This is a genomic window from Commensalibacter sp. M0133 (genome assembly GCF_016101485.1).
Taxonomy (GTDB): domain Bacteria; phylum Pseudomonadota; class Alphaproteobacteria; order Acetobacterales; family Acetobacteraceae; genus Commensalibacter; species Commensalibacter melissae.
In genome coordinates this window covers 807,787-830,408 of the sequence record NZ_JACFQI010000001.1, presented here as the reverse complement: position 1 = coordinate 830,408, position 22,622 = coordinate 807,787, and the positions used below count along the sequence as shown (strand labels likewise).

Annotated in this window: 17 protein-coding genes; 8 read left to right on the top strand and 9 right to left on the bottom strand. The window is 40.0% G+C overall.

Going from position 1 to position 22,622, the window contains the following annotated elements; all coding sequences use genetic code 11:
* Positions 1–15: 15 nt before the first annotated feature.
* Together H3T46_RS03715 and H3T46_RS03710 are read left to right on the top strand one after the other, a co-directional pair.
* On the top strand, positions 16–1,122 hold the full coding sequence (locus H3T46_RS03715; RefSeq protein WP_198197426.1) for an HlyD family secretion protein: 1,107 nt from the start codon (positions 16–18) through the stop codon (positions 1,120–1,122).
* Entirely contained in the window at positions 1,119–2,699 is a 1,581-nt protein-coding gene (locus H3T46_RS03710) for a DHA2 family efflux MFS transporter permease subunit (RefSeq protein ID WP_110438370.1), read from the top strand. Before H3T46_RS03715 ends, H3T46_RS03710 begins: the two co-directional genes overlap by 4 nt.
* Here H3T46_RS03710 and H3T46_RS03705 read toward each other — a convergent pair whose 3' ends face one another.
* The 4 genes from H3T46_RS03705 to gpmI all read right to left on the bottom strand — a co-directional run bounded on the left by H3T46_RS03705 (position 2,700) and on the right by gpmI (position 7,845).
* A complete protein-coding gene (locus tag H3T46_RS03705) occupies positions 2,700–3,167 on the bottom strand; it encodes an RNA pyrophosphohydrolase (RefSeq protein WP_198197425.1) in 468 nt (155 codons plus the stop codon).
* A 10-nt stretch (positions 3,168–3,177) separates the two neighbouring features.
* A complete protein-coding gene (locus tag H3T46_RS03700; RefSeq protein ID WP_198197424.1) occupies positions 3,178–4,737 on the bottom strand; it encodes a S41 family peptidase in 1,560 nt (519 codons plus the stop codon).
* 117 nt (positions 4,738–4,854) lie between these two features.
* Positions 4,855–5,970 carry a murein hydrolase activator EnvC gene (locus H3T46_RS03695; RefSeq protein ID WP_232350051.1) on the bottom strand — a complete coding sequence of 372 codons (1,116 nt, stop codon included), beginning with the start codon at positions 5,968–5,970 and terminating at the stop codon, positions 4,855–4,857.
* A gap of 348 nt (positions 5,971–6,318) precedes the next feature.
* Positions 6,319–7,845, bottom strand: coding sequence for a 2,3-bisphosphoglycerate-independent phosphoglycerate mutase (gene gpmI / locus H3T46_RS03690; RefSeq protein WP_198197422.1), 1,527 nt, complete (start codon positions 7,843–7,845; stop codon positions 6,319–6,321).
* A 367-nt stretch (positions 7,846–8,212) separates the two neighbouring features.
* Between gpmI and msrB the strand changes: the two genes are divergently transcribed.
* Positions 8,213–8,596, top strand: a complete 384-nt coding sequence (gene msrB / locus H3T46_RS03685) for a peptide-methionine (R)-S-oxide reductase MsrB (protein ID WP_198197421.1) — start codon at positions 8,213–8,215, stop codon at positions 8,594–8,596.
* A gap of 5 nt (positions 8,597–8,601) precedes the next feature.
* Here the strand turns inward: msrB and H3T46_RS03680 are convergent, their stop codons facing one another.
* The 3 genes from H3T46_RS03680 to greA all read right to left on the bottom strand — a co-directional run bounded on the left by H3T46_RS03680 (position 8,602) and on the right by greA (position 11,831).
* Positions 8,602–9,777: an MFS transporter gene (locus tag H3T46_RS03680; RefSeq protein ID WP_198197420.1), complete on the bottom strand. Its 1,176-nt coding sequence runs from the start codon at positions 9,775–9,777 to the stop codon at positions 8,602–8,604.
* Between the two features lie 359 nt (positions 9,778–10,136).
* Positions 10,137–11,339 carry a threonine ammonia-lyase gene (locus tag H3T46_RS03675; RefSeq protein WP_155580724.1) on the bottom strand — a complete coding sequence of 401 codons (1,203 nt, stop codon included), beginning with the start codon at positions 11,337–11,339 and terminating at the stop codon, positions 10,137–10,139.
* Between the two features lie 18 nt (positions 11,340–11,357).
* The gene (gene greA / locus H3T46_RS03670; RefSeq protein ID WP_110438619.1) at positions 11,358–11,831 is read right to left on the bottom strand and encodes a transcription elongation factor GreA; all 474 of its coding nucleotides are present in this window, start codon (positions 11,829–11,831) and stop codon (positions 11,358–11,360) included.
* A gap of 144 nt (positions 11,832–11,975) precedes the next feature.
* Here greA and H3T46_RS03665 point away from each other — a divergent pair, with 144 nt between their 5' ends.
* Complete coding sequence (locus tag H3T46_RS03665; protein ID WP_196424159.1) at positions 11,976–12,542, top strand: chorismate lyase; 567 nt, start codon at positions 11,976–11,978, stop codon at positions 12,540–12,542.
* A gap of 22 nt (positions 12,543–12,564) precedes the next feature.
* Here H3T46_RS03665 and carB read toward each other — a convergent pair whose 3' ends face one another.
* Together carB and carA are read right to left on the bottom strand one after the other, a co-directional pair.
* Positions 12,565–15,813, bottom strand: coding sequence for a carbamoyl-phosphate synthase large subunit (gene carB / locus H3T46_RS03660; RefSeq protein WP_198197419.1), 3,249 nt, complete (start codon positions 15,811–15,813; stop codon positions 12,565–12,567).
* Positions 15,814–15,823: 10 nt separating this feature from the next.
* Positions 15,824–17,215 carry a glutamine-hydrolyzing carbamoyl-phosphate synthase small subunit gene (gene carA / locus H3T46_RS03655; protein ID WP_198197418.1) on the bottom strand — a complete coding sequence of 464 codons (1,392 nt, stop codon included), beginning with the start codon at positions 17,213–17,215 and terminating at the stop codon, positions 15,824–15,826.
* A gap of 146 nt (positions 17,216–17,361) precedes the next feature.
* Between carA and H3T46_RS03650 the strand changes: the two genes are divergently transcribed.
* The 4 genes from H3T46_RS03650 (at position 17,362) to rpsF (ending at position 22,619) form a co-directional block, all read left to right on the top strand.
* Complete coding sequence (locus H3T46_RS03650) at positions 17,362–17,817, top strand: GatB/YqeY domain-containing protein (protein WP_155580720.1); 456 nt, start codon at positions 17,362–17,364, stop codon at positions 17,815–17,817.
* 17 nt (positions 17,818–17,834) lie between these two features.
* Positions 17,835–19,661: a DNA primase gene (dnaG, locus tag H3T46_RS03645; protein ID WP_198197417.1), complete on the top strand. Its 1,827-nt coding sequence runs from the start codon at positions 17,835–17,837 to the stop codon at positions 19,659–19,661.
* 254 nt (positions 19,662–19,915) lie between these two features.
* Entirely contained in the window at positions 19,916–21,871 is a 1,956-nt protein-coding gene (gene rpoD / locus H3T46_RS03640; RefSeq protein ID WP_198197416.1) for an RNA polymerase sigma factor RpoD, read from the top strand.
* A gap of 265 nt (positions 21,872–22,136) precedes the next feature.
* Entirely contained in the window at positions 22,137–22,619 is a 483-nt protein-coding gene (rpsF, locus tag H3T46_RS03635) for a 30S ribosomal protein S6 (RefSeq protein WP_122123875.1), read from the top strand.
* The last annotated feature ends 3 nt before the right edge of the window (positions 22,620–22,622 follow it).

Sequence of the window (22,622 nt, the reverse complement as noted above, 5' to 3'; positions counted from 1 at the left end):
TGTGGATGGACATTTATGACAGCGGATAAAACTGACTCGAAACAGGATCTTGATTCATCTGAAGAAAAAAAATCCACCAATCCCAAAAATAAAAAAAAGGCAATTCGATATCTAATGTTTTTCATTATGATCATTGTTGTCATTTTAATTGGTTTATATTGGTGGTTTACACGTAATGATGTTAGTACGGATGATGCATTTACCGCCGGGCGTGCCATTACGATCGCACCGCATGTCAATGGTTACGTGACTGAATTATTGGTCAATGATAATCAGTTTGTCCATAAGGGTCAGGTTTTGTTGAGGATTGATTCAAGGGATTATAAAGCATCTCTTTTAAAGGCGCAAGGTAATTTGGAAAGGGCAAAAGCCCAGTATCTTGCCTCACAATATTTATTGGAAGTTGCAAAAAAGAATTATCCAGGTCAGCTAAAAGTTGCCGAGGGACAACTGGAAGCCGCGAAAGCGCAATTATTCAAGGCCAAAACGGATTATGTTCGTCAACATAATATTGCGCGTCCTGCTACAACCCAGCAGGCGATTGATTACGCTACTTCCGCTTTTAACCAGGCAAAAGCGGAAATGGACAGAGCTGAAGGTAATTATTTAATTGCCACTCCAGTCGAAGCCAATATTGGCAATGTCAAAAGTAAGGTTTCTGATCAGGGTGGGGCTGTTAAGGCAGCGGAAGCACAATTGGAAACGGCCGCTTTAAATGTTGGATGGACTGAAATCAGGGCACCGCATGATGGATGGATTTCCAAACGTAACGTTGAGCAGGGCAGTTATGTAACCGTTGGTCAATCCCTTTTATCCATAGTTGAACCAGAGGTTTGGGTAATTGGAAACTACAAGGAAACACAGATTACCAATGTTCGTCCGGGTCAAAAGGTTAAAATTGAGGTGGATGCATATCCATTTATGAAATTAAAGGGGCATGTTGATTCAATCCAGGCAGGAACAGGATCTGTCTTTAGTGCTTTTCCACCAGAAAATGCTACGGGTAACTATGTCAAGATTGTACAGCGTGTTCCTGTTAAAATATTGATTGATGAAGGACTGGATCCCAAGGTTCCCTTGGCCATAGGTCTTTCAGTCGTGCCAACGGTTTACACGAAATGAGTCAATCCGCTACCTTAAATACCGTAAAAGAGGAATGGAAGCCAAAACATAATCCATGGTTAATTGCCATTGTCGTAACTCTTGCCGCTTTTATGGAAATTCTGGACACGACAATTGTCAATGTATCTTTGCCCCATATCGCCGGCAGTTTATCAACAACCTATGATAATGCGACTTGGTCATTGACCTCCTATCTGGCGGCTAACGGAATTGTTTTAACAATTTCGGGATGGTTAGGAAGGATCCTTGGACGAAAACGTTATTTTCTTATTTGTATATTCATGTTTGCCGTATCTTCTTTTTTATGTGGTATCGCGAATAGCTTGGCGCAGCTCGTTTTATTCCGTCTAATGCAAGGATTTTTTGGAGGGGGGCTTCAACCAAACCAGCAATCGATAATTCTCGATACCTTCCCACCAGATAAACGGGGGGCAGCTTTCGGGCTAACGGCAATTGCCACTGTGGTTGCACCTGTATTGGGTCCATCCTTGGGCGGATGGATCACGGATAGTTATTCCTGGCGATGGATTTTCTTTCTTAACGTTCCTGTCGGAATCATAACAGTGTTTGCGGTGGCCATGCTTGTTGATGATCCGCCTTGGGCCAGAAAGCGTAGTGAACGAATTGATTATATTGGAGTCAGCTTAATAACGCTGGGACTTGGTTGCCTGGAAATCATGGTGGATCGTGGGGAAAATGCTGACTGGTTTGGTTCGGGTTTCATCTGTTGGTTGGGTTTTTTTTCCGTAATTGGTATCATAGGCGCAATAATATGGCTTCTTTATACTGAAAATCCTGTTGTTGATCTAAAAGTATTCAAAGATCGTAATTTTGCAATAAGCTCAATTTTAATGGCTGGATTGGGTGGATGTCTATATGCATCAGCTGTAATTGTTCCACAATTTACGCAGCAGATTATTGGATACACGGCTTTTCTTTCGGGATTGGTTCTGACACCAGGTGGGATTGCCATCATCATTTTAATTCCTGTTATTGGCAAAGTGATCAATGTTGTTCAAATACGTTATGTAATAGCGATGGGTTTTTTCCTATTCGGCTGCGCGTTGTTTTATTCAGCCAACTTGGTGCCAAATTCGGATTTTTTGCATTTGGTCATGTACAGGATATCACAATCGGTTTGTCTCGCTTTCCTATTTGTTCCTCTCTCAACCATTGCCTTTATGACAATTGAAGAAAAATATAATGCAGATGCTTCGGCATTGTTTAGTATGACAAGAAACGTGTTGGGGGCCTTATGTATTTCTGGAGCAACAGCTTTAATCACTGAAAGAAGGCAGGTAAATCAGGCACACATGGTACATTGGATGTCTCCTTTCCATCAGCCTTTTAATGATTATTTGGCACATATGCGTGCAGTGGCTCAGCAATTAGGATATGCAACACAGGATCAGGCAGAAACAGCCATGAAGTATCTTTATCAGGATTTCATTAAACAGGTGGCAATTTTGGCCTTTAACGATGTATTTATGATTTTAGGTTGTTTGGCTTTTCTTCTCGTACCATTTTGTTTTTTTCTGGATGGCTATACAGCAAAGAAAAAAAAGGCAGATAGCTAATTACATGTATTTATGAAAATATTCGGCTATTTTTTGATAAAGATCATGTTTGAACCCGGTGTTGATTTTCGCCAATTCGGAAGATGAAATCCATTTCCATTCATTGAACTCTTTTTCATTATGGGTATTTAGATCAATATCGCTATCTTTCCCCAGAAATCTAACAGCAAACCATTTTTGGGTTTGTCCTTTATACTTACGTTTAAGAGGATTGCCAATCATATTGGATGGGAAATCATAGGATAACCATTCGGGATATTCCTCCAGAATTTCTATGTTACTTGTACCAATCTCTTCCAACAATTCACGTTTAAGCGCTTCTTGCGGGGTCTCATTTTTGTCGATCCCACCTTGGGGAAAGGCCCATATCTTATCTTTTGCCAGATCATGGCGTAATGCAATGAAAATTTCCCCTTTTTTGTTAAGGATAAAAGCTGCAACATTACGACGATAAGGTAGGGCTTTCATGATAAAATCCTTATTTGGAATGGATAGCAGGATGATCAGGAACAGACTTGTCCTGATGATTGGGCTGCTTTTGTTCTTGTTTTGAAGAATTGGTTTTGTTATCGTTGGAAGGTTTTTGCTGAACGGTGTTTTTACCTTTACTGTCCAAAGAGGCCGATTTTTTTAATGGGATAGGAAAAGGTTTATCATTGGATAATCCGGCCATGGATCTTACAACTTTTAGACCCTGTTGTAACTGGAAATCAGTTGAGGGGTTCGTATAATCAAATTTTGCCCAATCTTTAGGAGGCTGGGCCGGTATTGATTTCGCAATTGCAGGTAGATCATTTCTGATGGGAGCTTTGGTTTGGTTTCCGCCTTCATTTTTGATAATATGATTTAGGTCAGCTTCACGAATGCTAAATTCTGGTGTATCGTAACTATCTTGCACCTTGATATCGGGGCTGATACCCAATCCCTGGATTGAACGTCCAGATGGTGTGTAATATCGCGCTATCGTTAGGCGGATTGCACCATTTCCAGGAATAGGCATGACAGATTGAACAGATCCCTTACCAAAGGTTTTTTCCCCTACGAGGACAGCACGATGATGATCTTGCAGGGCTCCAGACACGATTTCACTTGCCGATGCTGAACCTCCATTAATAAGAACGACAATAGGCAATCCATTGGTAATATCCTTCCCCTTGGCATTCCATCTTTGATTATCCTTAGGATTGCGTGCTTTGGTTGAAACAATGGCACCTTCCTTTATGAAATCCCGGCTGACAGAAATAGCCTGATCAAGTAGTCCGCCTGGATCATTACGAAGGTCAATGACCAGACCTGCAAGTTTGTGGTTGCTTTCTTTTTGTAGTTTATCAAAGGCCTGACGCATATTTTTCTCTGTTTCTTCGTTAAACTGAGAAATTCGAATATAGCCTATACGATCATAAAGAGCTGACTTTATTACTTGAATGTGAATGATTTCACGGATCAGGGTTACTTTAATAGGTTTCGGTTCTTTCAGACGGATCAAAGTCAGGGTGATTTGTGTTTTAGGTTTGCCACGCATTTTATCGACGGCTGCATTTAGGGTCATTCCGTCAATATTTTTGCCATCAATCGCAATGATATAATCCCCGGGTTTTATACCGGCCCGTGCGGCAGGTGTTCCATCAATTGGTGAAACTACCTTAATATGCCCCTCATCTTCTTGTACCTCCAAGCCAAGGCCACCAAATTCACCTTTGGTTTGAATCTGCATGTTGGCAAATTGTTTTTCCGTCATATATGAACTGTGGGGATCAAGTCCTGTCAACATTCCATTCAACGCATTGGTGATCAAGTCCTTGTCCGCAACAGGCTCAACATAGCCGGCTCTAACGCGTTCAAACACATCTCCAAATAAGGTGAGTAAGCGATAGGTTTCAGCACTGTTATTTTGTACCTGATCTTTTTTTACATCTTCGGCCAATGCTTGAATGGTCAGTTGGTTATCCGACCGTATCCAATTTTGAATCTGTGGTCCCAATCCAATGCCAGCGATAAAAAGTGTCGTACCTAGCAATAATCCTGTACGGAACTTCATGCTGATTTTCTCCTAATACTTGATCCTAAAGTGGAAATGTTAACCTGTCTTTTATAATTAAAATCATGTTATATGTTAAGAAATATCTTTACCATTATAAAATTAAACGAAATTATCTTATAAAAAAGGAGATGGATTGATTACTCTCTCGCCCCTTCGTAATTGCACAAAAAGGGTGGGACGTCCGGTTTTTCCGCCTAACCAGGCCGGCATTTGACCGATCATAATCCCTTTTTGGATCGATTGTCCAATGGCTACGGATAAACTATCCATACCAGCCAACACGAACCGGTAGCTTTTTCCACAATTCAGAATGATCATGTGCCCATACCCTCTAAAAGGTCCAGCGAACTCGATTAATCCGCTGCAAGGGGAACGGACTGTTGCTTGAGATTGGGGGGCATAGGTAATTCCCTGCGCGGGGCCAGTTTCTGTTTTACTTCCCCATAATGAGACAATGGGTCCGATGACGGGTGCATTGGCCTTGGATGTGGTTCTTGAATTGAGACCAGGACCGTTGTTGGCTGATGAGATCATGGCTGACTCTTTCCGTGCTTTCTGCAATCGTGCCATATTATGTGCTCTTTGCGCGCGGATAATTTCAGCTTTTAAAGCGCGTTGTGCCCTAATTTTTGTTAGATTGATCTGTCGAATTGCATCATTAAGACTTTGCGCCTTCTGAGCTGCATTAGCGGCATTCTGGGAAATCTTAAAAACCGTTTTGGCAGATTCCTGTTGAGTGATGCGGGCCTGCTTTAAAGCCTTGGTTAATTGATTTTGTTCATTTTCCTGTTTTTTGTGAAGTTGGGCAAGATTCGTGATCTGGATTGTAAATTGATTTTGTAGCTGATTGATTTCCTCTTTATGTTGCTTAAGAACTTTTGCCTGATTTTCCAGCTGCTTGGATAGGTTCTGTATGATGGACAAACCTATTGTTGTATGGGAGGATGGCGAAGGCGCCGCGAGTAATGTATCTGAGGGATATAGGGATAACCGTTCAATTAAGGGGAGGAATTTGGAAAAATTTTTTGATTCGTTTTGCAACTGTATATTCAAGGTTGCAATCTTAGATTTCAGATTTGTTATTTCCTTGTTAATTTCCTGAATTCGGGTTTCGGTTGTCTGTAGTTTTTCAGTTGCCTGAACCATATTGTTATTGATTTGATGCGTTCGCTTTTTATCTTGCCGGGCTTTTAAAATTGCACGTTGTTTTTCTTTTTGAATAGTTTCCAAATTTGAATTTATTTTTTCTTTTTCTTTCAAAAGCTTTTTTTGTGTTTGTTCGCTTTTATTCAGAATTTGCTGTAATCTCGTTTGCTTTTGCTCTTGAGCACAGGCATGATGGGGTAATCCGGTAAGGAAAATACTTATCTGGATTATAAATATAAAAACATGAAATTTAAAAAATGAAGATAAATGACAGAGTTTCAGAACGGCCTCGATAAATTCAATTTATGTAAAAATATTCAATCATTGATATATTAAAATTTTACAGTGATAAAATGAAGATCATAAAAAACCTTTAGAATGAATTATTCTAAAGGTTCGTTAATGACATGCAAAACTCGGTTGATAAATATTTTATTCTTTGATCAGCACTTTACCTGTCATTTCCTTGGGCTGTGGTAAATTCATCAATTTTAAAATCGTTGGTGCCAGATCTGCCAAACGACCGTCATGCAGTTGAACATTTTCAACACCGTCAAGGATAACGGGAACTCTATCAAGCGTATGTTGAGTATGAGGTTCACCAGTTTTTTCATCAACCATCATTTCACAGTTTCCATGGTCAGCTGTAATAATTAGGGCTCCATGTTGTTTCCTGATGGCTGGAACAATTTTTCCAATAGCTTTGTCAACCGCTTCAACCGCTTTAATGGCAGCTTCAATCTTACCTGTATGACCCACCATGTCAGGATTTGCGAAATTGACAACGATCAGGTCATATTTTTCACTGTTGATGGCATTTACAACTTTTTCAGTTAATTCGGGTGCCGACATTTCAGGTTGAAGGTCATAAGTTGCAACTTTTGGAGAGTTGACCAGAATACGATCCTCGCCAGGGAAGGGGTCTTCACGACCACCATTCAAGAAATAAGTGACATGAGGATATTTTTCCGTTTCCGCAGCCCTGAGCTGTTTCAATCCAGCGTTGGAAACGATTTCACCCAGAACATTGGTTAATGTTTCTGGTGGGAATAGCACGCCCATTTTCTTGATTAATGTATCGCTATATTGTGTCATCCCCAACACTTTAGAAAATTGGATGGTTTTGGTACGTTTAAAACCTGTAAAATCAGGTTCCAATAACGCATCCATTAACTGACGGATACGATCAGCTCTGAAATTAAAGGATAAAACGGCATCTTGATCCTCCATTCCCTTATAATCACTAATAACTGTTGGCACGATGAATTCATCGGTAACTTTTTGATTATATGATTCAGAGATTGTAGCTAACGCATCTGTTTTGTGAGGACCCTTGCCCTCTACAATAACATCATAGGCTTTTTCAACACGATCCCAACGTTTATCACGATCCATTGCATAATAACGTCCTGAAACAGTGGCAATCTTTACATCCTTTGGTAGTTCATTTAAAGCGGTCTCAATATAGCCCCTCGCAGATTCAGGAGGAGTGTCACGTCCATCAGTAAAGATGTGTAGTGCAACTTTAATGCCATAATCGTGTAAGGCCTTGGCCAGACCAATGGCATGTTCCTGATGGGCGTGCACGCCTCCTGGTGAGAAAAGTCCGAGTAAATGGCAAGTCTTGCCATTTTTCTTCAGGGTTTCAACAAAATCCTTAAACAATGGTTTTTTCAGAATGTCTCCAGTTTTAATGGCATGGGTAATTTTTGGAAGTTCTTGCATAATGACACGGCCAGCGCCGATATTCATATGTCCGACTTCAGAATTTCCCATTTGTCCATGAGGCAATCCAACATCTTCATTACTTGCATCAAGAAGAGCATGTGGAGAATTTTTAAAAAGTGCATCAATATTGGGAATACTGGCATTGGCAATAGCATTATCTTTTTTATTTGGGTTATACCCAAATCCGTCAAGGATTGTCAGCATAACGGGGCGATATTTTTTTTGAGTCATTTTTATGTCCTGTTTATTTGTTCATGGATCGTTTTGATTTTTGTTTTTGATGAACGTTATATAGTTAAAAGTTAGTTAAGTAGATAAATGAATGCAACCAGAATTTAAATTTTATCAATGATTGACTATGATCTTATAAACTAACCATATTTTGGAAAATCATAGTATTATGATTCATAATCTGATTTCATGGGGAAATTTATTTAATGCTTGAAATAATATCAGTAATTTTAACGAAATTATATAAAAATAATTAATAAATATAAGTATAATTGTTTAGATAAATTAAAATTATTTATTATTATTGAAATAATTTGCAAATAATAGATTTTTTTTATAAAAAATTAAAAATATAAAGGTTTTAAAAATGAAAAAAGAGAATTCATGGATGATGAATCTAACTCCAGAGCAATTACACGTTATCAGAGATCATGGTACTGAAGCACCCGGCAGCAGTCCTTTGAATTATGAATGGAGAGAAGGGGTGTATCAATGTATTGCCTGTCATGCACCCCTGTTCAAGGCAAATATGAAATTTGAAAGTGGTTGTGGCTGGCCATCTTTTTTTTCTGTAATAAATGGTGCGGTCGAAACGGAAGTAGATACAAGTCATCATATGAAAAGGATTGAGGTTCATTGTGCCAGATGTAAGGCACATTTGGGTCATTTGTTTCAGGATGGACCTGCGCCAAATGGGGAAAGGTATTGTATCAACGGGATCGCACTCAATTTTGAAAGACAAATAAAATAGTTCATTTAGCCAAAAGATACGTCTTTAGTAAAAACCAGCCAGAAAAGCAGGGCACAAAGGGCAATCAGTGAAAGCGTGAGAAAAGCCTGATCATAACCATGGTATTTTGCTATTGTTCCTGCAAGATAATGACTGCATGATGCGCATAATCCCTGACACGTGAAGATGATGCCTAGTCCCGTATTAAATCGTCCTGATCCTTGCATTATCTTGGCAACGATTCCAGGGATGGCAACACCGATCAGACCAGCACCAACACCGTCAAGAATTTCGGCAGGAAGCAAAACTAGGGGATGTTGAATTGTTCCAATCAGTAATCCTCTTGCAGGTAGTACAACAAGGGCTAAAACAAGCAGAATTCTATATTCATGCCGTTTTGCAAAAAACGCGGCAAAAATGGCCATTGGGATCATTGTTGTCTGAGCAATTATGATCGTCATGGCGGTATAGGATCCTGGTTTATTGATAATATTTTTTGCGACCATTGATTGACTTAAAAGTGGAAGCATCGCTGCATTGGCAAGATGGAACAAACCGATCGTAACAGCAAGAATAAAAAGTTTTTTATTTTTTAAGAGTTTGAAAAAGGGTTGGGGACTGGTTTGGTTGACATTTAATCCCCGTGCAATTTTATTGTCAATTTGTCTGGATGGGATTAATGCAAGGGCTGTAATAGCCAGGAATGCTGAACAGCTCATTAAAATAAAAATAGCCTTTAATCCAAAATAATAACTTGCTATTCCGGCTATAAGGGCTGCACAAGCATTTCCTGCATGATTAAATGATTCATTATACCCAATTTGTTTATCAAAGAGATCGGGTCCCACCAATCCCATTGTTATGCTGACTGTTGCTGAAATAAGGGTTGCTCCGGCAATGGCAATTAACATTTGAGAAATGATTGTCATTGGCAAATTGGGATAATGATAGATAAAATAGCAGCCGATAATGATACTGATTGTGGCAATAATACCTATATTTTTTTTGTAACGAATATGATCAATCAGCATACTTACGGGTGTGGTGATGATTATGCTGGTTAACCCAGCCAATGTCATGACAAAACCGATTTTATTAACTTGCCAATGATTTTGCTGCAGAAACACACCTAGGAAAGGTCCTAAACCGTCCCGAACATCGGCTACAAGAAAATTAAACAGATTAAGAAAATAAAGTGGCATAAAATGTTGAAATTGTCATTGTTATGAAGAATTGATTATATATGATTTATTTTCTTTAAAAAGCAGCTTAAAAGAAATAATTAAGTTTAAAATTACTTTATTTGGTGAATACTCAATATTTTATAAATAATTTGATGAATAATAAAAGTAATTTAAAAGTGTTATAATTAATTGTATTAATTTTTATACAAAAGTTTAAGTATGACTATGAATTTATCAAAAAATATTTTTGAATGTTTAATTCAATAGCTTTAAATAAATTTAAAAATAAATGTTTATACAGGATTTAAAATCATTGAATTAATTAAGGTGATTGAATACGAATTGGTTGAAATATATCCGTATTCAATCAATTCAGACTAAATTCTTTCGACAGTATATTTTTCTCGAAGGCTTTGTATAATTTCCTCTGCATGTTCTGCACTGCGTGCTTCCGCCATAATTTCGAGAATGGCCGATTGAACGCTTGAGGTCGAGAATAACCGTTGATGTGATACCTCTATGATATTTCCACCCTTTTCAGTTCCAATAATGTGGGAAATGTCAGCCAATACACCTGGACGATCAGGAATTGAGAATCTTAGACGTAATAGTCTTCCTTCCCGTAGGAGGGTTCGAAGTAGGGTGTTGGCCAATATACGTGTATCAATATTTCCCCCGCTGATGGGAAAGGCAATATTTTTACCCTTAAACCGTTCTGGATAGGTTAGAATGGCAGCCAGACCACTTGCCCCCGCTCCTTCGGTAATTTGCTTGGCATGTTCCGCCACAAGGGTTATAGAATCCTCAATGGCCTCCTCTGGGACGGAAACGATATCTTCCACATATTTTTCTATGACTTCAAAAGGATAAAAACCTAGTTTGCGAACGGCTATACCTTCCGCAATGGTTGCACCGCCAGGTGGTTTTAACGCTTTATGGGTGGCAAAGGAATATGAAAAATAACGATCGCTTTGAACACCAATTATTTTTGTGTAGGGTCTTAAAGCGGCAGCTACAACAGCACATCCTGAAATCAGTCCACCCCCGCCAACGGGAACAATCAGGTAATCAAGATCTGATTTTGTATCCTCGAAAATTTCCAGTGCCAATGTTCCCTGTCCAGCCATGACTGCGGGATCATCATAAGGATGAATGAAAACACGTCCATCTTCCTTGGCGAGTTGATTGGCATATTGGGTGGCCTCGGTAAAATCTTCACCTTCCAAAACAATCTTGACACCCCAGGCCGCAGTTCGGTTGATTTTTGTTACAGGTGTGAATTTCGGCATGACAATAATCGCATCAATGCCTAGTAATTGTGCATGGCGTGCAACGCCTTGGGCATGGTTGCCGGCTGAAACGGTGATAACCCCCCGTTTTTTTTCCTCTTCAGTCAGCAGGGCAAGTCGGTTGGCAGCGCCACGTTCCTTGAAAGAGCCAACGGCTTGAAGATTTTCAAGTTTCAAGGTGATATCTGCATTTACTCTTTTTGACAGGGACTGACAAAATAGGGTGGGAGTGCGGATAATATTTTTATTTATCCGTTGCGCCGCATCATGGACGTCGTTAATTGAAATCATAATAGTATAAATCAGGGGTTAAGCGTAGATAACATCAAGGATTTCATAAGATCGATCTCCCCCAGGTGCAGGGACAGAGATCGTTGCTCCTTTTTCCTTACCGATCAGAGCCTTGGCTAAAGGGGATGAAATTGACAATAGACCTAATTTGATATCGGCTTCATGAAGTCCAACAATTTGAAAGGTGGACTCTTTTTCTGTTTCTTCATCAATCAAAACAACTTTTGCACCAAATTTAACAGTGTTTCCTGATAGGCTTGATGGATCGATAACCTGAGCCGATGAAATTATCTGTTCAAGTTCCAGTATGCGTCCTTCAGTAAAAGACTGGCGTTCACGCGCCGCTTCATATTCTGCATTTTCAGAAAGGTCGCCATGACTGCGTGCCTCAGCTATCGCACGTATAATTTCTGGCCTTTCTTTATCTTTAAGTCTGCGTAGCTCTTCTTCCAGACGTCGTAGCCCTTGAGCCGTCATTGGAAATTTTTGCAAAGTTGAATGTCCTTTAAGAAACAAATTAAGAATATTATATAAATACAATTGTTATTATAAACATATTTTTCTATAAAGAAAATTTTTGTAGCATATTACATTATTTTATTTCTAAATCAATTCTCAATCTCTATATTTGATTTCATGTATCATAAAAAGTTATGCTGGGCGGATCATTCCCGATGGAAATCCCGTCTTTCAACCCATGAAGATGAATGGCTGTTCAATTCGGAATCTTTGACAAAACGGTTAATTCGTTTAAGTCGAAATCAATTTTCATTAAAGCGTCTGTCTGAACAAAAACAAAAAATTAGGGAAGATGAATGCGGGATATTAGAGGTTGGTTATCCAAGTCTGAAACAGGTCAGGCAGGTTGTTTTGGAGGGACAAGGTCAAGCCTGGATATATGCCCGTAGCATTATCCTGTCCAAAGGGGAGGATCTCAGGGGAAACCTTTTTCAGGCAATTGGCAATAAACCGCTCGGGTCTGTATTATTTCAAAAAGATGTTTTTGAAAGGTCAAAAATTGAAATAACAAAATATCCTAGAGAACTTCTGCCAATAGATTATCGCCATGTTGATTTATGGGCAAGAAGATCGGTATTCATTTGTTCCAGTCAATCAGTACTTGTGCAAGAAGTATTTTTACCGGATTTATGGAAACATATAGTTAATAAAAAAAAGCAGGTTTATAATAATTACCTGCTTTAGTTAAGAAAATAACCTTAGAATTTTAATGATTAAAATAAGATTGCAGCGGGGCCACGTCCAGTTTGCCTTCACGCAAAGCCGCAATGGCATGGACGGCGGCGGCGGCACCTGCCATAGTTGTATAGTGGGGTATATTATGGGTCAGCGCGGAATGGCGTATGTCGAAACTATCGGCGGTTGCCTGTGCACCCTGAACAGTATTGATAATTAGCTGGACTTCTCCGGAAAGGATCGCGTCGACACAGTGTGGACGACCCTCCAATACCTTATTAACCACCTTGGCTTCAATACCAGCATTCTTTAAGGTTTCGGCTGTTCCACGTGTGGCCAGAATTTTAAATCCCATTTCTATCAGTTTTCTGCCCAGAGGCAATAGAGAGGGGCGATCACTATGACGTACCGAAAGGAAAACATTGCCTGTTAAGGGTAAGGTTACACCGGCACCTAATTGAGATTTTGCAAAGGCACGTTCAAATGACGTGTCAATACCCATGACTTCACCTGTAGATCGCATTTCAGGGCCGAGAATGATATCTATATTGGGAAACCGTGCAAAGGGGAACACCGCTTCTTTAACGGCGACATGACCACTAACAGAACGCTGTTTTAACGAAAAGGATCTCAATTTTTCCCCAGCCATGATTCTTGCCCCAATCTTGGCAATGGGTACCCCGGTTGCCTTTGCAACAAATGGAACAGTTCTTGAGGCGCGTGGATTGACTTCCAATATGAATATTTCATTATTCTTGATTGCATATTGTACATTCATCAATCCAACAATCCCCAAAGCTTTTGCCAGGGTCGTGGTTTGTGCCTGCAATTCTGTTACCAGGGCGGGTGAAAGGGTGTAAGGTGGAATAGAGCAGGCACTGTCACCAGAATGAATGCCGGCTTGCTCGATATGTTCCATTACACCGGCGACATAGACATCCTCTCCATCGGCCAGACAGTCTACATCGGTTTCAATGGCATCATTAAGATATTGGTCAATCAATAATGGGCCGGAAGATACATCGACACCAGCAGAGGAAAGAACCTCATTCAGATAACGATGCAGACTATTTCTATCATGGACAATTTCCATGGCTCGTCCGCCCAGCACATATGAGGGGCGAATAACCACTGGATAACCGATTTTTTCCGCAATTATTTCGGCATCTTCGGTATTATGAGCAATTCCATTTGACGGTTGCCGTAAACCAAGTTTTTGTAACAGGGCCTGAAAACGTTCCCGATCTTCTGCAAGATCAATAGCATCCGCTGGAGTACCCAATAGGGGGATGTTAGCTTCTTCCAGTGCTTTGGAAAGTTTAAGTGGCGTTTGTCCACCATATTGCACGATACATCCCTTTAAGACCCCTTTTTCCTGTTCGCGACGAATAAGCGCAATGACATCTTCTGCCGTTAGAGGTTCAAAATAAAGACGGTCAGACGTGTCATAATCGGTTGAGACAGTTTCAGGGTTGCAATTGACCATAATGGTTTCATATCCCGCTTCCCTTAAAGCATATGAAGCATGAACACAGCAATAATCAAACTCAATGCCCTGTCCAATACGGTTGGGGCCACCCCCCAAAATGACGATTTTTTCACGATCAGTTGGATGGCTCTCGCAAATTGGTGTATTAAAACCACCCTCATAGGTTGAGTACATATAAGAAGTGGAAGAGGCAAATTCACCCGCGCAGGTGTCAATTCGTCTGTAAATTGGATTAACGTTGAGTTTTTGACGATATTGCGCGATTTCCTTTTCTGACTTTTGTGTCAATTCTGCAAGCTGTTTGTCAGAAAATCCCATAGCCTTGATATTTCTTAGTTCAAATGGGTCAGAGGGCAATCCGTTTTTCTCGATCTGATTTTCAACAAGAATAATCTGTTGAAGTTGTTGTAAAAACCATGGATCAAAATGGCAGGCTTCATGGATATTTTCCAGTGAGATTCCCGCACGGATGGCTTGAGCGGCCACTAGAATTCGATTGGGTCTTGGTTGGGAAAGAGCTGCACGGAAAGAATCTTCGTCACCATCTCCGGGAATGGTTACCGGATTAAGTCCCGTCAAACCGATTTCCATTGAACGCAGACCTTTTTGAAGTGCTTCCGGGAAGCTACGTCCGATAGCCATCGCCTCACCAACAGATTTCATGCTTGTATTGAGCAGGGCAGGGGTACCAGGAAATTTTTCAAAGGTAAAGCGGGGAATCTTAACTACAATATAATCAATGGTTGGCTCAAAAGAAGCAGGTGTTGTTTTGGTAATATCGTTTTTGAGTTCGTCAAGGGTGTAACCTACCGCCAATTTGGCCGCAATTTTGGCGATGGGAAAACCGGTGGCCTTTGAAGCCAGAGCGGATGAACGCGAAACCCGGGGATTCATTTCAATAATGACCATACGTCCATTTTTTGGATTCAGACCGAACTGAACATTTGATCCACCTGTATCAACCCCAATCGCTCTCAGGCATGCAATCGAGGCATCCCGCATGCGTTGATATTCTTTATCGGTGAGAGTCAGTGCCGGTGCGACGGTGATTGAATCCCCGGTATGAATTCCCATGGGGTCAATATTTTCGATGGAACAGATGATGATACAGTTATCCGCCTTATCACGGACCACCTCCATTTCATATTCTTTCCATCCAACAATACTTTCCTCAATCAGGACTTCTGATGTTGGAGAGGCATCCAAACCTGCACTGATGATATTTTCAAATTCATCCGTGTTGTATGCAATACCGCCCCCAGAACCACCCAGAGTAAAAGATGGACGGATGACCACAGGTAATCCAATTTCCTTTAAGGATTCTCTTGCCTCTTCCATAGAATGAGCAATGGCGCTGCGAGGGCTTTCAATGCCAATGGCATCCATGGTCTCACGAAATTTCAAACGATCTTCCGCCCGGTCAATAACATCGGCTTTTGCGCCAATCAGCTCAACATTATTTTTTTCTAGAAAACCTGATTTTGCAAGGGAAATGGCGGTATTTAAAGCTGTCTGTCCCCCCATGGTTGGTAAAATTGCATCGGGTTTTTCTTTCAGAATAATGCGTTCTACCGTTTCAGGAGTAATTGGCTCGATATAGGTTGCATCAGCCATATCAGGATCTGTCATGATTGTCGCGGGATTCGAATTCAATAAAATTACGCGATACCCCTCTTCCTTCAGGGCCTTACAGGCTTGGGCACCTGAATAGTCGAATTCGCAGGCCTGGCCAATAACAATTGGACCAGCACCAATAATCATGATTGAAGATATATCTGTTCTTTTAGGCATATTGGTTACTCTATGATCTTTTATGGGAAGAGGAATGCTGATCCATCAATTCAACAAAGCGTTTGAAAAGATAATGGCTATCGGTTGGGCCGGGGCTTGCTTCTGGATGATATTGTACGGAAAAGGCCGGATAAATCTTTGAGGCAATCCCTTCGTTGGAATGGTCGAACAAATTGATATGCGTTTCGTGTACGGTATCGGGTAAGCTTTTGGGATCAACAGCAAAACCGTGATTTTGGCTGGTAATTTCAACTTTGCCCGTCTTTAAATCTTTAACAGGTTGATTTGCCCCGCGATGTCCCTGATCCAGTTTGTAAGTTTTACCGCCCAAGGCATGAGCCAAAAGCTGATGACCAAGACAAATTCCGAAAATTGGAATATTTCTTTTTAGCAACTCCCTTAAAACTGGAACTGTATAATGAGCTGTTGCCGCTGGGTCTGCAGGCCCATTCGAAAGGAAAACACCATCAGGTCTATAGCTCAATATTTCCTCAGTTGATACTGTAGCGGGAACAACGACAAGGTCACATCCGACATTGACAAGATTACGAAAAATATTATATTTTGCACCGTAATCAATGGCCACGACTTTATAGGCAGGCTTGTTTTGATTTTTTTTATCGCTTTTCCAGCACCAGACATCTTTTTTCCAGGAATGGGATTTTGGACAAGTAACCTCTTTTGCGAGATCCATTCCCTTTAATCCAGGCCATCTTTTAATTTGTTTCCGTAAAAATTCCAGATCAAAATTTTTGTCTTCAGGCCAGAAGATCAAAGCATTTTGTGGGCCTTTTTCACGGATAAGGAGGGTAAGGGCACGAGTGTCAATCCCATAAATTCCTGTCACATTTTGCTTTTTAAGCCAGCTGTTTAAATGACTGGTCGATCTCCAGTTGGAAGGTTCAGTAATTTTTTCTTTGATGATCAGTCCTTTTGCAACAATTGTATCTGCCTCGTTATCATCGTCGTTAGTACCTACATTTCCAATGTGTGGAAAGGTAAAGGTAATAAGCTGGCCAGCAAAAGATGGATCTGTGAGGGTTTCTTGATATCCCGTCATTCCGGTAGAAAAGCAGATTTCTCCAAGGGCAAGGTTGTTTTTTGAAGAATGGGCACCAAATCCCATTCCCCACAAGACGGTTCCATCCTCCAGTAAAAGGATGGCATTTGCTTTTGATGGGCGTTGGGTCTTTAAGCTGATAGAATTATCGTCATAATTATTTTTTTCAGGTTGCAAATCTTTTAAAGTTAATCCTGTTGCTTGTATTATTGTAGCCCAGTGTTTAGAAGGAATGGCATGAGCCTGCTTCCATTTGCGAATTGCTTCGGTAGAGACTCTGGCAATCTTGGCCGCCTTTTCAATACCGCCGAGCTTGGAAATAACTGTGTCAATATCTGTCATGTCCCTAGACCTTATGTTGGACGAATATAATTATTAATATATGTATATAGGATTGGGAAAAAAAATCCCAGCACTGAATGTAAATAAATATGATAGGAATTTTTTTCCTTATCAAAAAATGCTATACTTTAAAAATGGAGAAAGAAATGAATTTGCGTGAACTTTTTAAAGAAGAATTGAAAACCGCCATGAAGGCTAAAGAGGCAGGCAAAGTCGCCACGTTACGGATGATTGGAGCTAAATTGAAGGATCTGGATATTAATGCTCGTCCAAAGGGCATTGATCAGGTTGGCGAAGATGAAATTATCGCGATGCTTAAAAGTATGGTAAAGTCCCGTCGTGAATCTGTGGAAATGTACCAAAAGGCAAATCGTCAGGATTTGGTTGAAAAGGAACAGGGGGAAATCAGGATTATTGAAACGTTTTTGCCTGCGCAACTAAATGAAGATCAAATGCAGGACGTTGTAGATGAGGCAGTGGAAAAGACAGGAGCCTCGTCTATTAAGGAAATGGGCAAGGTTATGGGTTACCTAAAGGAAAATTATGGTTCTGTTCTTGATTTTTCTAAGGTAAACGGATTGGTGAAGGCTAAACTCTCTTAATTTATTTAGGGTGATTTGTGGCGTTTGATCAAAGATTTCTGGAAGAATTGCGGCAACGTATCCCGATTCATACCGTTATCGGACGGAAAGTAAAACTTACTCGTTCAGGGCGTTTCTGGAAAGCGTGTTGTCCTTTTCATGGGGAGAAAACACCTTCGTTTTATATTTATGAGGATCATTTTCATTGTTATGGATGTGGTGTCCATGGTGATGTTATTTCCTTTGTTATGCAAAGTGAGGGAAGAACCTTTGGTGAGGCAATTAAAGAGCTTGCCGCGCTGGCGGGATTGGATATTCCTGAACAGACATATCTGGACAGGCAAAGGATTGAAAAGCAGCATAGTTTATACGATGTTATGCTTGCCGCACAGGATTATTATCGTTTGGCACTAGATACACCTTTGGCTAAGGCAGGTAAGCAATATTTACTTGAACGCGGAATTCTGAAAGAAACTTTTGAAACGTTTAAACTGGGATGGTCTGGAGATGGTCGTGGAGGTCTTATCCATTTCTTAAAGGAAAAAGGATATGATCTTGAACTTATTGGAGAGGCTGGACTTCTACGAAAAAAATCTGAGACTGAATGGGGTGGGGAGCTATTTTTTAATCGAGTAATTTATCCCATTCATGATCGTAAGGGTCGACCTATCGCTTTTGGCGGAAGAATTATTGGCGATGGACAGCCGAAATATTTGAATAGTCCGGAAACCCCTTTATTTTCAAAGCGTCGTACCTTATTTGGGCTAAATCATTTATCATCACTTTTTGTGAGAAAGGAGGTGGATCCATTATATAATACAGTTCTCGTTGTTGAAGGGTACATGGATGTCATTGCGTTATATCAGGCAGGATTTCATGGAGCGGTTGCACCATTGGGTACGGCTTTGACAAAAGATCAGATGGGTTTGTTATGGCGTGTAACCCCCGAACCCGTTCTCTGTTTTGATGGGGATAGGGCTGGGCACAAGGCCATGTTGCATGCAGCTGAAGAATCTTTACCGATTTTAACTTCTGAACATACATTGAATTTTTTGACACTTCCCGAAGGTGAGGATCCTGACAGTTTTGTTAAGAATCAGGGTGGAGAGGCATTTTTAAAGCTTATTCCTAAAAAACAATCCTTATGTGATGCCATATACGGGATTGTATCGGCTCATGTGGATATAAAATCCCCTGAACAACGGGCTGCGTTGAAAACGCGGCTAATTTCAATTGCTCAGCATATTGATGACAAGATTCTGTCAAAGGAATATCGCCGTATTTTATTGGATCGCTTTTATCAGCAATTCTATCCAAAAGCCGACCGATATGGAACATTTGCAAAAAAAACTGATGTAAATTTGTCAAATCGGATTCAAAAAATTGATAAGGAACAGATTGATTATAAAAGGATTTGCATTTTATTCGCTATCTTGCTGCATTATCCAGAACTTCTTTTTTCTGTGGAGTCCGCTTTTTGCCAGCTAGACTTGCCTGCAAAATTTATTAAGTTGAGAGAATTTTTTGTTGGAATTCCTTTTGAAGGAACGACCTTAGATGATAGAATAAATTTCCTTGAAAAAGAGGGTTTTTCTGATTTAATTAATGCAATTAATGATGAATTTTCTATTTCTTCTTCAGATCAATTATCGCAAAAATTTGATTTACATTTAATTGAAAAACAATGGTGGCATTTTTATGGGTTATTGAATATTCAGGAACTTGAAAACCAGGTTGAGCTGGCTCGCAAAGCATGGGTTAAATCTCCAGATGAACAGCATCAGAATATTTTTGTCGCACGTGTAAAAGCCCTTGAAATTGCCAGGACAGGTTCAAACAATGAACAGGAGGATGATTTCTTATAATAATTGTTAGCTAGGGATATGATAAAGACTTGATTTATCTTTCCGTAGATATCATGTCTAATATATGTTGCTTTAGATTTGGCTGTAAATGTTGTTTAGTAATTCTTTATAGTATTCATCGTGCGAAAGTCAGTTTTGTGAGCCAATGTTAATATTAGCAAGCATATAAATTTTATAAATAATTTAAAGCATACCTTAAAGGTAAGTTTGAAGTTAAGGTTTAGGTAGAATTAGGAAGCTTTTTTGAGGCAAAAATGGCAGTCACAACAACATCTAAAATTGAAGAAAATTCAAGTGATAACGATACAAATGTTTTGGATACACAATCCGCTGTTGTAAAACGTTTGATAAGTAAAGGGAAAGAGCGCGGTTACGTAACTTTAGATGAATTGAATGCTATCTTGCCCCAAGATAAAATGTCTTCTGAACAGATTGAAGATGTTATGGCTATTTTTTCAGAAATGAACATCCAGATTATAGAGAATGAAGAAGAGGATGCGGATGGTGAAGAATCCGAAAATGGGTCAGATAAAGATGATTCGGAAGAAACGGTTGCAACTGAAACGAATACAGGTCGAACCGATGATCCCGTTAGGATGTATTTGCGTGAAATGGGGGCGGTAGAACTTCTTTCGCGTGAGGGGGAAATTGCTATTGCCAAGCGGATTGAGGCTGGACGGAACCAGATGATTGGAGGATTATGTGAAAGCCCCCTGACTTTTAGGGCAATTATTGGGTGGTATGAACAGTTAAAAACCGAAGAGGTGCTGTTAAGGGATATTGTTGATCTGGAAGCAACTGAGAATGAATATGACCAGGTTGAATTGTCAAATATGGATGATTCTTTGTCCGCTTCGCTTGATCATGATACTTCTGACGACAGTGAGGAGGAAAATGAGGATGGTGAGGAAACGGAGAGTGGCGCGGATGAAGAAAATAATCTTTCTCTTGCTGCTCTAGAGGAAAAGCACAAGGACGAGATCCTCAAACATTTCAGTGAAATTGAAAAGAACTATCCCAAGTTATATGAGTTACAGGCTCAGCGCTTGGAAACGATTCAGGCTGGTGAAAAACTTACCAGTAAATTTGAGACAAAATATGAGGCTTTAAGGGATAAGCTTATTGAAGAGGTTCAGCAAATTCATTTGCAAAGTAATAAAATCGAATTTCTTGTTGAACAGTTGAAAACGGTTTCCAAAAAGCTTGCCAGCCTAGAGGGAAGTATGTTGCGTGCAGCGGAAAAATGCAAAATTTCCCGTGATGACTTTTTATCAAAATATCATGGTCATGAATTGAATCCTGACTGGCTTGAAGCGGTTGGAAATTTACCTGGCAAATACTGGAAACTTTACGTTGAAAAATACGGTAAAGAAATTGGTCAATATCGTGATCAAATTGCCGAGCTTTCTCAAAAGGTGGGATTGCCGGTAACAGAATTTAGACGGGTTTTTTCTACAGTTTCGTATGGTGAGCGAGATGCGTCTCGTGCCAAGAAAGAAATGATCGAAGCGAATTTGCGCTTGGTCATTTCAATTGCAAAGAAATATACGAATTGTGGATTGCAATTTTTGGATTTGATTCAAGAAGGCAATATTGGTTTAATGAAAGCGGTTGATAAATTCGAATATCGTCGGGGATATAAATTTTCAACCTATGCAACCTGGTGGATTCGTCAGGCAATTACCCGTTCAATTGCCGATCAGGCTCGAACAATCCGTATTCCTGTTCATATGATTGAAACAATAAATAAATTAGTGCGTACTTCACGACAGATGCTGCATGAAATTGGCAGGGAACCAATGCCGGAAGAGTTGGCGGAAAAACTCGGGATGCCTCTGGAAAAGGTAAGAAAAGTATTAAAAATCGCTAAGGAACCTATTTCACTGGAAATTCCAGTGGGTGATGAAGAGGATAGCCATTTAGGGGACTTCATTGAGGATAAAAGTGCTGTTATTCCATTGGATGCGGCAATCCAGACAAATTTGCGAGAAGCGACGACACGTGTTCTGGCTTCCTTGACCCCAAGGGAAGAACGCGTTTTGAGAATGCGTTTTGGTATTGGGATGAATACAGATCATACGCTGGAGGAGGTTGGACAGCAGTTTAATGTCACACGTGAACGTATTCGCCAGATTGAGGCAAAAGCCTTGCGTAAATTAAAACATCCAAGTCGCAGTCGCAAATTACGGTCATTTTTGGATGACAACTAAGAACCAATAAGATTTTTTCAATTTGATACAACTCTTAAAATTGTAGTCTTCATATATAGATATTTTCTAATAAACAATAAGGAAACTAATTATTTATGGAAGATTATAGTTTATAGGACTTGCATTTTTTTATTTTTTATGGTTTTTAGAAATCTTCTTTCCTGCCAAGGTTTAACGGCTATGCCTTGGCTATACCCGCTAGATGAAAGAATATATGCCAATAATTTTTTGGTAATTGGGTTGAAGTCAGCCGAAGGGAGATATTATGCCATTATATGAATGCGTGTTTATTGCACGTAATGATGTGACTCAACAACAAGTTGAAGACATTGCTAATGGAATTGCTTCTTTGATTGAAAATGAAGAAGGTTCCGTTAAAAAACGCGAATATTGGGGATTGCGCAACCTTGCTTATAGAGTCAAGAAAAACCGTAAAGGTCACTATATGCTCTTGGGCATTGATGCTAAACCAGAAACCATCAAGGAAATTGAACGTCAATTTAATCTGAATGAAGATGTTTTACGTTTCCTGACCCTAAGGGTGGAAGAAATTGATGATACACCTTCTCCAACACTTTCACGTAAAGGGGATGAAAAGGAACGTACTTCAAATCGTTCTGTATCAAAAGCATCCGGTCGCTTTGACAGTGGTCGTAAACATGCTTCAGAAGATGAAGATGCTTCCGATCTGGTTGACGAAGAAGTGGTTGTTTCTTCAATCGAAGTTGAAGAGGATAGGGAGGCTTAATTC

Excerpts from the sequence above, each read along its gene's own strand:
- H3T46_RS03715 (WP_198197426.1), top strand. The coding sequence starts at position 16 with ATGACAGCGGATAAAACTGACTCGAAACAGGATCTTGATTCATCTGAA.
- H3T46_RS03710 (WP_110438370.1), top strand. The coding sequence starts at position 1,119 with ATGAGTCAATCCGCTACCTTAAATACCGTAAAAGAGGAATGGAAGCCA.
- H3T46_RS03705 (WP_198197425.1), bottom strand. The coding sequence starts at position 3,167 with ATGAAAGCCCTACCTTATCGTCGTAATGTTGCAGCTTTTATCCTTAAC.
- H3T46_RS03700 (WP_198197424.1), bottom strand. The coding sequence starts at position 4,737 with ATGAAGTTCCGTACAGGATTATTGCTAGGTACGACACTTTTTATCGCT.
- gpmI (WP_198197422.1), bottom strand. The coding sequence starts at position 7,845 with ATGACTCAAAAAAAATATCGCCCCGTTATGCTGACAATCCTTGACGGA.
- msrB (WP_198197421.1), top strand. The coding sequence starts at position 8,213 with ATGAAAAAAGAGAATTCATGGATGATGAATCTAACTCCAGAGCAATTA.
- H3T46_RS03680 (WP_198197420.1), bottom strand. The coding sequence starts at position 9,777 with ATGCCACTTTATTTTCTTAATCTGTTTAATTTTCTTGTAGCCGATGTT.
- H3T46_RS03675 (WP_155580724.1), bottom strand. The coding sequence starts at position 11,339 with ATGATTTCAATTAACGACGTCCATGATGCGGCGCAACGGATAAATAAA.
- H3T46_RS03665 (WP_196424159.1), top strand. The coding sequence starts at position 11,976 with ATGTATCATAAAAAGTTATGCTGGGCGGATCATTCCCGATGGAAATCC.
- carB (WP_198197419.1), bottom strand. The coding sequence starts at position 15,813 with ATGCCTAAAAGAACAGATATATCTTCAATCATGATTATTGGTGCTGGT.
- carA (WP_198197418.1), bottom strand. The coding sequence starts at position 17,215 with ATGACAGATATTGACACAGTTATTTCCAAGCTCGGCGGTATTGAAAAG.
- H3T46_RS03650 (WP_155580720.1), top strand. The coding sequence starts at position 17,362 with ATGAATTTGCGTGAACTTTTTAAAGAAGAATTGAAAACCGCCATGAAG.
- rpoD (WP_198197416.1), top strand. The coding sequence starts at position 19,916 with ATGGCAGTCACAACAACATCTAAAATTGAAGAAAATTCAAGTGATAAC.
- rpsF (WP_122123875.1), top strand. The coding sequence starts at position 22,137 with ATGCCATTATATGAATGCGTGTTTATTGCACGTAATGATGTGACTCAA.